Origin of the sequence: Caldicellulosiruptor morganii (assembly GCF_026810225.1) — a bacterium.
In the GTDB taxonomy this organism is placed as follows: Bacteria; Bacillota; Thermoanaerobacteria; order Caldicellulosiruptorales; family Caldicellulosiruptoraceae; genus Caldicellulosiruptor; species Caldicellulosiruptor morganii.
The window spans coordinates 950,001-962,898 of record NZ_CP113865.1 but is presented as its reverse complement, the minus strand read 5'-3'; the positions used below and the strand labels follow the sequence as shown (position 1 = coordinate 962,898).

At 39.4% G+C, this 12,898-nt stretch carries 12 protein-coding genes and 2 rRNA genes (1 of these 14 running past the window's edge); all 14 read right to left on the bottom strand.

What is annotated here, in order from left to right:
* Positions 1-68: 68 nt before the first annotated feature.
* The gene (gene trpA / locus OTK00_RS04615) at positions 69-830 is read right to left on the bottom strand and encodes a tryptophan synthase subunit alpha (protein WP_045169251.1); all 762 of its coding nucleotides are present in this window, start codon (positions 828-830) and stop codon (positions 69-71) included.
* A 2-nt stretch (positions 831-832) separates the two neighbouring features.
* Positions 833-2,008, bottom strand: coding sequence for a tryptophan synthase subunit beta (gene trpB / locus OTK00_RS04610; protein ID WP_045169250.1), 1,176 nt, complete (start codon positions 2,006-2,008; stop codon positions 833-835).
* Positions 2,001-2,615, bottom strand: coding sequence for a phosphoribosylanthranilate isomerase (locus tag OTK00_RS04605; protein ID WP_045169249.1), 615 nt, complete (start codon positions 2,613-2,615; stop codon positions 2,001-2,003). Before OTK00_RS04605 ends, trpB begins: the two co-directional genes overlap by 8 nt.
* Positions 2,612-3,394 carry an indole-3-glycerol phosphate synthase TrpC gene (trpC, locus tag OTK00_RS04600; protein WP_045169248.1) on the bottom strand — a complete coding sequence of 261 codons (783 nt, stop codon included), beginning with the start codon at positions 3,392-3,394 and terminating at the stop codon, positions 2,612-2,614. Before trpC ends, OTK00_RS04605 begins: the two co-directional genes overlap by 4 nt.
* A 3-nt stretch (positions 3,395-3,397) precedes the next feature.
* Entirely contained in the window at positions 3,398-4,408 is a 1,011-nt protein-coding gene (trpD, locus tag OTK00_RS04595; protein ID WP_045169247.1) for an anthranilate phosphoribosyltransferase, read from the bottom strand.
* On the bottom strand, positions 4,389-5,000 hold the full coding sequence (locus tag OTK00_RS04590) for an anthranilate synthase component II (protein ID WP_045169246.1): 612 nt from the start codon (positions 4,998-5,000) through the stop codon (positions 4,389-4,391). The genes trpD and OTK00_RS04590 overlap by 20 nt, the downstream gene beginning before the upstream one ends.
* A complete protein-coding gene (locus OTK00_RS04585; protein WP_045169245.1) occupies positions 4,981-6,348 on the bottom strand; it encodes an anthranilate synthase component I family protein in 1,368 nt (455 codons plus the stop codon). The genes OTK00_RS04590 and OTK00_RS04585 overlap by 20 nt, the downstream gene beginning before the upstream one ends.
* A gap of 176 nt (positions 6,349-6,524) precedes the next feature.
* Positions 6,525-7,589, bottom strand: a complete 1,065-nt coding sequence (locus OTK00_RS04580) for a M24 family metallopeptidase (protein ID WP_045169244.1) — start codon at positions 7,587-7,589, stop codon at positions 6,525-6,527.
* A gap of 20 nt (positions 7,590-7,609) precedes the next feature.
* A complete protein-coding gene (gene aroQ, locus OTK00_RS04575; RefSeq protein WP_045169243.1) occupies positions 7,610-8,062 on the bottom strand; it encodes a type II 3-dehydroquinate dehydratase in 453 nt (150 codons plus the stop codon).
* Positions 8,063-8,071: 9 nt separating this feature from the next.
* Positions 8,072-8,932, bottom strand: a complete 861-nt coding sequence (locus tag OTK00_RS04570) for a TIM barrel protein (RefSeq protein WP_045169242.1) — start codon at positions 8,930-8,932, stop codon at positions 8,072-8,074.
* On the bottom strand, positions 8,929-9,447 hold the full coding sequence (locus OTK00_RS04565) for a shikimate kinase (RefSeq protein WP_045169241.1): 519 nt from the start codon (positions 9,445-9,447) through the stop codon (positions 8,929-8,931). The genes OTK00_RS04570 and OTK00_RS04565 overlap by 4 nt, the downstream gene beginning before the upstream one ends.
* A gap of 143 nt (positions 9,448-9,590) precedes the next feature.
* Positions 9,591-10,433: a hypothetical protein gene (locus OTK00_RS04560; protein WP_045169240.1), complete on the bottom strand. Its 843-nt coding sequence runs from the start codon at positions 10,431-10,433 to the stop codon at positions 9,591-9,593.
* Positions 10,434-10,708: 275 nt separating this feature from the next.
* Positions 10,709-10,825 (bottom strand): 5S ribosomal RNA (gene rrf, locus OTK00_RS04555).
* 83 nt (positions 10,826-10,908) lie between these two features.
* Positions 10,909-12,898, bottom strand: a 23S ribosomal RNA gene (locus OTK00_RS04550) (it continues 972 nt past the right edge of the window).

The following is a 12,898-nucleotide window of genomic DNA, read 5'->3' as shown; positions in this document are numbered from 1 at the left end:
ATTTAATTTTTTCTATATGTTGCGGAATAAAATTTTAAAATTTTGTTTTTAGACAGCCTCTGTTCTTTTTATAAAACACTCCTGATTGTCTCCAAAAATTTTGCCAGACTCTCTTTTCCTTCATCAATCTTTTTTATTATGGCACTACCTATAACAATGCCATCAGCTCTGCCTTTAAACCTCAGCACATCTTCTCTGTCCTTTATTCCAAACCCGACTGCAAGAGGGGTTGAAGTAACTTTTTTTAGCTGGTCTAAAAGGTCATAGATGTTCCTGTCAATTTCACCTTTAAAACCTGTAACACCCTTTCTTGAAACGCAGTAAACAAACCCCCTTGAATTTTTCACAATCATTTTAGCCCGTTCAATTGAGCTTATCGAAACAAGGTCAATGTAATGCACTCCATTTTCTGTACAAGAACTTCTAAATTCCTCACTTTCTTCATACGGAACATCAGGTATAATCACAGCATCCACGCCAAAGTTTTTACAGTCTTCAAAAAATCTTTTGATACCCCTTTTATAAACTGTATTCGCATACAGCATAATTGCAACCGGTTTGTCTTTTTTAAATTTATCTATGCTGTAAAAAAGCTGGTCCAACTTCACACCCTCTTTTAACGCCCTGACAGATGCTTTTTGAATAATCTCACCATCTGCAACAGGGTCAGAAAACGGAAAACCAATTTCCAAAACATCCACATAAGAATAAATAAGGTTTATATACTCAAGTGTCTCCTCTTTTGTCGGATAGCCAAACGTAGTATACCCTATAAATGCCATTTTCTTCTCCGACTTTAGCTTCTCAAATCTCGTATCAATTGAATTCACTTTCAATCTTCCCTCCAGAACTGTAAAATGGTTGAAATATCTTTATCGCCCCTACCAGAAAGATTTACAACAACTATATCATCTTCTTCGAACATCCCATTCTTTGCCCTTCTTATAACCTCTGCAATTGCATGAGAGCTTTCTAAAGCAGGAATAATGCCTTCTAACCTGCACAAAAGCAAAAACGCCTCAACTGCTTTTTCATCTTCTATCCCAACATATTCTACTCTTCCCTTTTCTTTTAAATAAGCATGTTCAGGTCCAACGCCTGGATAGTCAAGACCTGCCGAGATTGAATGCGTATTTAATATCTGACCCTCTTCATCTTGCAAAACATACGTTCTGGTACCATGAAGAATACCCACAGATCCACTGCAAAGGGTGGCAGCAGTCCTTCCACTTCCAACACCCTCTCCTGCACCTTCAACACCTATTAACTTTACTTCAGGATCATCCAAAAAGGCTGAAAAAATACCAATCGCGTTCGAGCCTCCACCAACACATGCAAAAACATAGTCAGGTAATCTTCCCTCCTGCTTTAAAATTTGCTTTCTGGTTTCGCTGCCAATAACGCTCTGAAAATATTTTACTATTGTTGGAAAGGGATGTGGTCCGGCAGCAGTGCCGAAAAGATAAAAAGTATAATCATATGTCTCACTCCAGTCACGCATTGCTTCATTTATTGCATCCTTTAGTGTTTTGCTACCCTTGTCAACAACTCTTACGCTGCTACCGAGCATTTTCATCCTCTGCACATTGTGATACTGCCTCTTTGCGTCCTCTTCACCCATAAATATTTCACACTCCATACCAAAAAGCGCTGCAACCGTAGCTGTTGCAACTCCATGCTGACCTGCACCTGTTTCGGCAATGAGTCGCCTCTTGCCCATGTGTTTTGCCAGAAGCGCTTGACCGATGCAGTTGTTTATCTTATGAGCACCTGTGTGGTTCAAATCCTCTCTTTTCAGGTATATTTTAACACCAAGGTGTTCACTTAAATTTTTTGCAAAATACAGAGGGGAGGGTCTTCCGATATAGTTTCTGAGATAATACTCGTACTCAGACTTAAAAGTCTTATCTTGAATTAGCTTTTGAAACTCTTCTTCAATCTGCAGAAGTGCCGGCATCAAAACTTCGGGTGCATATATACCACCAAACCTGCTAAAATACCTATCCATTTTCAACTTCACCAGCCTTATATTTTTTTACCTTTTCTATTATCAGTTTCATTTTGCCAAAATCTTTTATCCCATTTGTTTCTACACCTGAGCTAATATCAATACCAACCGGCTTGAGGGCAAGATACTTTTCGAGATTTTCAGGTGTGATTCCACCGGCAATTATAAAGTCAAAGTGGACATTTTTTGCAAGCGCAACTACATCCACTTCCCTGCCCTTGGGTCTGTCAATAAGAATAAAGTCAGCTATCCCTTTGTAAATGGCTGCCTTTTTGATATCACTTAAATTTTCTACCTCGACAGCTTTAATTACCTTAAAGCCTTTAGTTTTCAAATATTCAATAAATTCAATATCTTCATTACCATGTAATTGAACAAAGTCAAGTTTTAGCTGTGTACTTATACTTAAAACATCGCTGAGATTTTGATCTTTGAAAACTCCAACCGCCTTTATACAGGGACTTTTTATTCTCAATAATTTTTGGGCAACCTCCTTTTCAACCTTCCTTGGACTTTCAGCAAAGATAAGACCTATCATTGTAGGATTCAGGAGGTTGCAAAATCTAACATCCTCTTCTCTTCTTATGCCACAAAATTTTACTATCATATCCTCTCACCAATTATTTCAAGTGGATTTTGAGTTTTCATAAAAGATGTTCCTATCAGACAACCATCAACACCTAAGGCGCGTATATATTCAAAGTCTTCTTTTGACTTTATACCACTTTCACTTATAACAGCCACATCTTTTGGAATGTATTTCAAAAGCCTTTCTGTCTTTTTAATATCAACTGTCAAATTATCCAAATTCCTGTTGTTAATGCCTATCAGTTTTGCTCCGCTGCTCAAAGCCTTTTCAATTTCGTATTCATTTTCAACCTCTACAAGCGGGACAATATCAAGAATCTCCAGAACTTTTATAAAAACACTGAGCTGTTTTGCCGGCAGTGCTTTTGTTATAAGCAAAGCAGCATCTGCACCAATCATCTTCGTCTGGTAAAGTTGCCATATATCAATAATAAAATCTTTTCTTAAAACAGGAATTGATACTACGCTTTTGACATCCATTAGGTCCTTTTCAGAACCATTAAAAAAATTCTTTTCTGTCAATACAGATATAGCAAAAAACCCCAAACTTTCATAACGCTTTGCCACATCTTTAACATCAACATTTGCAGAAATTATACCTTCTGATGGTGATGCACGCTTTATCTCGCCGATGATACAAAAACTTTCTTTTTCAAATATAGTTTTGAACTTATTGGTATATGATGCAGATGTGCATTTCTCAATAGCTATTTTTTTCATTTTTGCAACTGATACTAATTGTTTACACCTTTCTACTTCCCTCTTTTTGGCTTCCAATATCTTTTCAAGCACACTCACTTTTTAAGCCCCCATCTTGTAGTGTTGTTGCAAATCTCTGAGTTTAAGTAAAGCTTCTTTTTTTTCAATTACATTTCTGCAAAGTTTGATACCTTCCTCAACATCCTTTGCAACTTCAGCAATATAAAGAGCAAAGGCAGAGTTTAAAACAACCGCCCAATAATAAGCAGAAACCTCACCGCTTAAAATGCTCATTAGAATCTTTGCATTCTCCTCGGGCGAAAACCCTTTTATTTCGTCAAGCCTGTACTTTATACCATACTCCTGTGGGTCTATGTAGTATTCTTTTATATTTTCACCCTGCAGCTCCAGAATCCTTGTTTTTTCTGAGACAGATATTTCATCAAGACCATCAAGGCTGTGGATAGCAGCAGCTCTTTTTCTCTTCCCTCTTAAAACAGAAGCTATTTTCTCCTGCGCGTCAAAATCAAATGCACCCACAACCTGATAATTTAGACTTATGGGGTTCAAAAGAGGACCTAAGATATTAAAAACTGTCCGAATACCAAGCCCTTTTCTAACATTTGCAACCTTCCTGGTGGCCGGATGGTACAAAGGTGCAAACAGGAATGCAAAATTGAACTTTTCCAGACCTCTTAAGATTTTTTCAGGCGGTGCCTGAATGTCAACTCCAAGATTTTCCAGAATGTCTGCCGAACCAGAATTGCTTGTTATACTCCTGTTTCCGTGCTTTGCAACTTTTAAGTCAAAACAACTCAAAACTATAGCCACAGCTGTTGAGATATTGAATGTGCCCTTGCCATCCCCACCAGTGCCACATGTATCTATGGTTTTTGGATGATGATACTCAATTTTCAACGCCCTCTCATAAAACGCATCAACAAAAGCTGATATTTCTTCTTTTGTTTCACCCTTTGTTTTTAGCGCTGCCAGAAAAGCCCCAAACTTTATTTCATCAAGTTCGCCTTCCAATATACTATCCAAAAGATTCCTTACCTGAACATAGTCCAGGTCCTTTTTGGATGTTACAGCCTCAAGCACTTCTTTGAGCATTTTCTCCCACCTGCCCGTAACACAGATCTAAAAAGTTCTGTAAAATCCTATCTCCATCCGGTGTCAGGATGGACTCTGGATGAAATTGAATCCCATATATCTTCAGTTTATCATTCAAAACTGACATAATTTCTCCATCTTCACTCAAAGCTGCTATTTCAAGCTCTTTTAACTTTGAAGACCTTTCTATAACAAGAGAGTGATATCTCCCTGCAAAAAATCTATCAGGCACACCTTTGAAAAGTGGACTCTTCCTGCCGGCTTCTGAAAGTTCAACACAAGACCTCATACCGTGATAAATTGACTTTGCATGTACAATCCTTGCACCAAAACATTCACCTATAACCTGATGCCCCAAGCAAACTCCCAAGATTGGGGCAATCCCTGCATATCTTTTTACCACATCTGACGAAATACCTGCATCTTTGGGACTTCCTGGACCGGGTGAGATAATTATACCGGCAGGATTTAATTTTTGTATTGTCTCAAGAGTGACTTTGTCATTTCTGAATACAACAACCTGAGTTTTGTTAGCAATCATTTGATAAATGTTAAAGGTAAATGAATCGTAATTATCTATTAACAATATCATCTTCGTCCACCTCCATAATATTTAAAAATGCTCTGAGCTTTGTTAAACACTCCTGATACTCTTTTTCTGGCACCGATAGATTCACAATGCCCGCGCCGCTTTGAAGTACAAAGGTGCTTTCACTCTTGTTCTTCACAGCCATTCTGATTGCAATTGCCAAATCAAATGTATCTTTGTAAATATATCCTATTGCCCCTCCATACAGGTTTCTCCTCTGCTCTTCGTACTTCTCTATAAGCTGCATGGCCCGAACCTTGGGAGCACCGGTAAGTGTTCCCGCCGGAAATACCGAAAGTATTGCTTTTACCAGATTCTCTTCTTCAAGTTCACCCGTCACAACAGAGTAGATGTGTATAAGATTGTATAGCTTTTTTATTTGTAGATATTCATCAACCCTTACTGACCCTGCCTTTGAAATTCTACCCAGATCATTCCTTGCAAGATCAACAAGCATTACATGTTCACTGATTTCTTTTTTGTCTTTTAGTATTTCTATCTTCTTTTGCACTATGTCATCGCTATCGGTTATTCTATATGTGCCGGCAATAGGAAAGGTTTTTACTATGTTCCCCTCTTTTTTGATAAGAGTCTCTGGTGAAAAACAAATTATCTGTTCATCCTTTGTATCTAACACAATAGAATACTCAGACGGATTTTTCTCTTTCATGGTGTAAAAAAGCTGACTTGTTGAAATATCACTTTCCACTTTTATAACCTGAGATAGTACAATCTGAAAGATTTCTCCGTTTCTTATATCTTCTTTTGCTTGCTTGACTGTACTTATATAGTAATCTTTTGGTGTATTGTACAAAACCCTGCTTGCAGTTTTTCTATTGTTCATATTAAATTTATTAAAATTTTCTTTTTCAAATACAAATCCTTTGGGAATAAGAATTTTGGCAGTTTTTGAAGTTTTATCAATTATTAAATTCTTTTTGAATACTCTGAATATTATATACGGTCTATCAGTTAAATATATATTCTCTATCAAATTTATGGCATGGTAATTAAATTGTGCCGTAACAAATGCATTTTTTTTGATAAGATGCATTAAAATGCTATTTATTGTTTCCAAAATGTCTTCCTGCTCAATTATTTCAGTAAAACTACCTTCAAGTACAATTTTGCTGGCAAATATTTTAATAGATAAAAGAATGTCATAGCAGAATGCCGCTATCTGGGAATTTTCAAAATAAAAATAATCTCCATTGATTGAGTCAAAATCAATATTGGATATGTCTATTGAGTTGTCGCAATATTCCTCAAAGAAAGAAATATCCAGAAAAACCCTATCATAATCAAAAAGCCCCGATGAGCTATCGGGGCACACTTTTGCCTGCTTATTCATCCTTAAGCTCATCTCCTCTCATCTCTTCTATTCTCATCTCATCTCAATCTAAAAAACTCTTTCTTCGGTAATTTTTTTGAACTTTCCTTAATGTTTTCTTTCCTCTATTACTGAAAGTTAATTTTAGTATACCAAAAAATTTAAATTCCCGCAATAGAAATTTATAACTTTGCAAATCAAAGAACCATCAAGTCTTTTGTAGAACATGTCAGAACATCGCAACCGTCTTTTTTCACCACTACCAGATCTTCTATCCTGACGCCGCCCAAATCTTCGATATAGATTCCTGGCTCTACCGTTACAACCATATTTTCTTTTAAGATCCCCTCTGACCTGGGCGAAAGCCTCGGCAGTTCATGTATCTCAAGCCCCACACCGTGTCCCAGTGAATGCCCGAATTTTTCCATATAACCAAAAGATCCTATATAATCCCGCGCTATTTTATCTATCTCAGCACACTTAATTCCTTCTCTGATAAACTCTTCTGCTTTTTGCTGAGCCTCTTTTACGATATTGTATATACGAACCATAGTATTATCAGGATTACCAACAAAAACCGTCCTTGTCAGATCTGACATATAACCATCATATATGCAACCAAAATCTACTGTCACTACATCTCCATACTCTATTTTTTTATCTGTAGCTGTGCCATGTGGAAGTGAACTTCTTTTGCCAGATGCAACAATAGGTTCAAATGAAAATCCTTTTGCACCGTTTTTTAATAGAAAATAGTTAAGCTCTGCAACAATTTCATTTTCTCTGACACCCGGCTTTATAAAATTTAAAATGTGTTCAAATGCTCTATCTGTAATTTCAACTGCTCTTTTAATAAGTTCAATCTCTTTTTGGTCTTTAATAGATCTTATCTCATCAATACTGAATGAAAGAGGATAAACTTTATTGCCTATTTTCTCTTTCATATCAGAAACCATTGAATAAGTTAGCGAATAACCCTCAAAATAAAGAGACTCTGTATAATTTTGATTCAGTATATCCAAAATGGTTTCAAAAAGTTTCCCCTTATAGTCCACAATCTCAAAGCCAGAGGTCTGTTTTCTAGCCTGTTCTATATATCTAAAATCTGTTAAAAGATATCTTTTCCCATTTCTTAAAAGTATCAAGAAGCTCTCATCACCTTTGAAATCGCTGAGATATCTTACATTCTCTTTCTTTGATACAAATACCGCTTCTATTCTTTCGTCTCTCTCAAAAAGTTTTTCAATTCTATGTTCAATCACTCAACATCCCCCACTTTTAGCTATTCAGTTGTTTCCAAGTTTAATATCTCTTTTATCGCATACAATGCAATAATATAACTTTTTATGCCAAACCCGGAAATCTGCCCTATGCATGCAGGGGCTATTACACTTTTTTGTCTGAATTCCTCCCTCGCATGAATATTTGAGATATGGACCTCAATGGTGGGAAGACTAACAGCCTTTATTGCATCGTGTATAGCATAACTGTAATGGGTGTAAGCTCCTGGATTGATAATTATACCATCCATATTCTCTTCAGGCGCTCTGTGAATTCTGTCTATTATTTCCCCTTCGTGATTTGATTGAAAAAAAACCACATCCAGACCAAGTTCACTTGCCTTTTTTGATATTATTTTCAAAAGTTCATTGTAACTAATTGTCCCATATATATTCTTCTCTCTAATACCCAAAAGATTTAGATTAGGCCCATTTATAATCAAAACCTTCTTCATTATTGTTAATCACATCCTCTTTTCCAATGTTTCAAGGTATATCTTTTTCAATAAAACTGCATCCTCACTCATATAGTCTTTTGATTCACAAATTATGACAGGTTCAAGATCAAGCTCTACAAGAGCCTCGGCTAACGGTTCAAAGTCAGGTTCATACTGTTTGTCTTCATAGTTCCAATGCTTCTTTTCCCCTTGAGACGTGTATTCAATTCTGCTAAAGTGGCTGTGAAATCTTTTCATTCTTTCATATCCAAGCTGGTTAATAAACTTTTTTAAAAGATTCACAAAATCTTCTTTTGTTCTCAAACTTCCACCGGTAAACGCATTTATATGTCCAAAATCAACTGTTGGAAGAAAGATTTCATCAAGTTTGCATATTTCTATTATCTCATCCACACTTCCAAGATTGTTTTTCTTGCCCATTGTCTCCGGACACAAAAAAATTCCTTCTGCCTTCATTTCCTTCACTACACTTACAACCTCAAGCAAGGCTTTTTTTGCTGTTTCAAAGGCAAACTTTCTGTCAATTTTTGCACAGGAACCGGGATGGAACACAATTCGTTCAGCTTTCATTTCTTTAGCAACTTCAATACACTGGTAAATATATTCTTTTGACTTTTTCAGTTTATCTTCCTCCTGGCTGCCAAAGTTTATATAGTAGGGAGCGTGAATGGATATAAGTATATCATACTTTTTCGCTTCTTCCCCTATCTGTCTTGCCTTTTCCTTTGAGATATTCACACCTTTGTTGCATTGATATTCATAGGCTGATAGCCCTATGGAATGAAGCCACTTTGGAGCCTCCACACTGGACTTGTGTCCTGCATCGTAAAAGCTCTGGGAGTTTCCTGCAGGTCCAAACCTTGTCATTTTCTACTCTCCTTTGTCATATGGATTGATATTATTTTTTCAGCTACAAGTTCAGGAGTTAAGATGTCTGTATTTATCTCAAAATCACAATTCTTATAAAACGGCATTCGCAGGTTCAAGAGCCTAATAATGTTACTCAATTTATCACCGTTTTTTAAAAGAGGTCTTGAGTTATCATCTTTTAATCTTTTTAAAATAGTGTCAGGAGATGCATATAAAAAATAAATAACCCCGTTTTCTCTCAAAAGTCTTATATTCTCTGGTTCTAAAACAACTCCTCCACCTGTTGAGATAACAACGTTTTCAAGCTTTGATACCCTTTCAATAACCTTTCTTTCGCATTCTCTAAATTTTTTCTCGCCATATATCTCAAATATCCGGTCAATTGTTAACCCAAACTCTTTTATTATCTCAGAATCGGTGTCAACAAGATCAATCTTCAATTTTTCTGCAATTAATTTACCTATGGTTGTCTTACCACTTCCCATAAAACCTGTTAGAACTATGTTTTTCATTTAATATACTACCTTTCCTTTTGATAAGCCATGTTGTTTGAAAGTTTGTATTTATTATACCATAAAATCTTTATCTTGAAAAAAATAAAAAGACCATTCTCATAATCGAATGGTCTTTTAAAAATATTCTACTTTCTCGCTTTCTATTGATTCTTGATGATATCTATATAGTTTATGAAATCTTTAAGGATTGCCCAGCCCTGTAAGCCATTTTCTGTTTTTATCAGGTACCAGTCATAAAGCTTATTATTCTTTTTTGATTGATCTTTAAACCAATTCGAAGTATCGCAGCTTATTATCTCTATCTTTTCCCCTTTTCTTGTAGTTGCTAATTTGCTTTTTTGGTCTCTGTAGGAGTATAAAACAAAAGGCTTTTTAACATATGCAAATACACCAACATTGTATAACTCCTGAGGTGAGAGTTTCAAAGTTCGTACACTGGTATTTTTTTGACTTAAAACATATTTTTCCTTTTTAATCCAAAATCCCATATCTACTTCAATGATTACCTCTTTATTCCCCAAAATAACCGGTTTTGAGCCAGAGCTAAGAAGTTCTTTAATTGATTTGCCATTATAATCTAATATAACAAACCTTTCACCTTTGTTTGATTTGTAATGAAACAAAATTTCTTTATATTGATCACTGCTGTCTATGTCTACTATTTCAGTCCCAATTACCTGTAAAATATTTTCTTTTGGTTGATAAAGACTACTGTTCACACTCAGTACATATTTTTTCTGATTTTTATCCTGCCAGATGCTTATTGTATCAAGCTGCGCATCTGAATTCAAATCCACCTGTTGCTGAAAAATCAGTTCTTTTTGTATATTTTGCTTTATAGACTTTGACGCTTTTTGAACTGAAGAAGACACCTTATTTAAACTTTCTGCACCTGCTACCATAAATAAACTTTCTATAATTAGGGCTGTTATTAATGAAATTATAAGCAATATCAATGCTTTTACTATTATTTTCCTGGACATCTCAGTTCATCCTTTACAAGTTGTTTATCTTTCTAATTATAATCATACCCCAGTTAAAAATGGGTATCAATACTGGTAAGAAAATTTACAAGATTTTTTAATAATTTTGTAATCCAAATCACTTTGAACTTTTTTGCAATCAATAGCGTTTAATTTATAGCAGGAGTAGTAGTTAGTGGATGAAAGCTAATTTTTCAGGTTTTGTACTGCTTAAAAACACCAATGTTTTTTTGTAGATATTGTTAAAAATTTAACACTCAGGGGCAAAATAAAAAATCCGGCAGCCACCTACTTTCCCGTGCCGTCTCCAGCACAGTATCATCGGCGTTGCGAGACTTAACTTCCGTGTTCGGAATGGGAACGGGTGTTACCCTCGCTCTTTCGCCACCGGATTTGTTACCTATATTTTACTTTTCTCTTGTCAGGCTACCTCAAATAAAGCAGCCTCGCAAGTGAATAGGGTAAGGCTTTTCTTTCGGTCAAGCTCCTCGGGTCATTAGTACCGCCTTGCTTAACGCATTACTGCGCTTACACATGCGGCCTATCTACCTGGTAGTCTTCCAGGACCCTTACCACCTTTCGGTGTGGGGTATCTCATCTTGGGGTGGGCTTCACGCTTAGATGCTTTCAGCGTTTATCCCTTCCGGACTTGGCTTCCCAGCTGTGCCCCTGGCGGAACAACTGGTAAACCAGCGGTCCGTCCAACCCGGTCCTCTCGTACTAAGGTCAGCTCCCCTCAAATACCCTGCGCCCGCGGCGGATAAGGACCGAACTGTCTCACGACGTTCTGAACCCAGCTCACGTACCGCTTTAATGGGCGAACAGCCCAACCCTTGGGACCTACTTCAGCCCCAGGATGCGATGAGCCGACATCGAGGTGCCAAACCTCCCCGTCGATGTGGACTCTCGGGGGAGATCAGCCTGTTATCCCCGGGGTAACTTTTATCCGTTGAGCGACGGCTCTCCCACTTGAATCACCGCCGGATCACTAAGCCCGACTTTCGTCCCTGCTCGAGATGTCTCTCTCACAGTCAAGCCACCTTACCGCCTTTGCACTCCTACCGCACGATTTCCATCCGTGCTGAGGTGACCTTTGGGCGCCTCCGTTACCTTTTAGGAGGCGACCGCCCCAGTCAAACTGCCCACCTGGCAGTGTCCCATCACTCGGTTCAGAGTGTCTGGTTAGTGCCCCAGTGCACCCAGGGTGGTATCCCACCGCCGGCTCCAGGGAAGCTGGCGCCTCCCCTTCTCCGCCTCCCACCTATCCTGTACAGAGCACACCAAAACACAGTGCCAGGCTGCAGTAAAGCTCCACGGGGTCTTTCTGTCCAACCGCGGGTAACCAGCGTCTTCACTGGTACCACAATTTCGCCGGGCACACCGCCAAGACAGCGCCCAAGTCGTTACGCCTTTCGTGCGGGTCGGAACTTACCCGACAAGGAATTTCGCTACCTTAGGACCGTTATAGTTACGGCCGCCGTTCACTGGGGCTTCGGTTCGGAGCTTTTAACCCCTCCCCTTAACCTTCCAGCACCGGGCAGGCGTCGGCCCCTATACCTCGCCTTTCGGCTTAGCAGAGACCTGTGTTTTTGATAAACAGTCGCTTGGGCCTATTCCCTGCGACCCTGCACTCTCCCTGCAGGGCACCCCTTCTCCCGAAGTTACGGGGTCAGTTTGCCGAGTTCCTTAGCGGTGCTTAACCCGTCCGTCTGTGGATCCTCTCCTCGCCCACCTGTGTCGGTTTCCAGTACGGGCACCTGCCTTCGCCTACGCGACGCTTTTCTTGGCAGTGTGAAGCGCGGCACTTCGCCTACTTATATTTCGGCTCCCCATCACGGCTCACGGTTTTCGGGTGTGCGGATTTGCCTGCACACCCCCGCTCGCCGCTTGGCCGGGGTCTACCAACGCCCCGGTTGCCTGCTCCTCCTGCGTCCCGCCCCGTAGGTTATCCTCCGGCAGGTGGCTCAGGATTATCAACCTGATGCCCATCAGCTACGCCTTCCGGCCTCGCCTTAGGTCCCGGCTAACTCTGGGCGGATTTGCCTTCCCCAGAAAACCTTGGGCTTCCGACGGGCAGGCTTCTCACCTGCCTCGCGCTACTTATTCCGGCATTCTCACTTCTGCCTCGTCCACCCTGGCTTTCGCCCTGGGCTTCGCCCTGGCGCAGAACGCTCCCCTACCGCTTATAGTAGCTCTCCGCTACTATAAACCCGCTGCTTCGGTGTGTGGCTTGAAGCCCCGAGTATTTTCGGCGCCCAGCCGCTCGACCAGTGAGCTGTTACGCACTCTTTAAAGGAATGGCTGCTTCTAAGCCAACCTCCTGGTTGTCTTCGCGACTGAACATCCTTCTCACACTTAGCCACACCTTTGGGACCTTAGCAGACGGTCTGGGCTGTTCCCCTCTCGACCACGGACCTTATCGCTCGTGGTCTGACTCCCAGGCTCTCGCCGCCAGCATTCGGAGT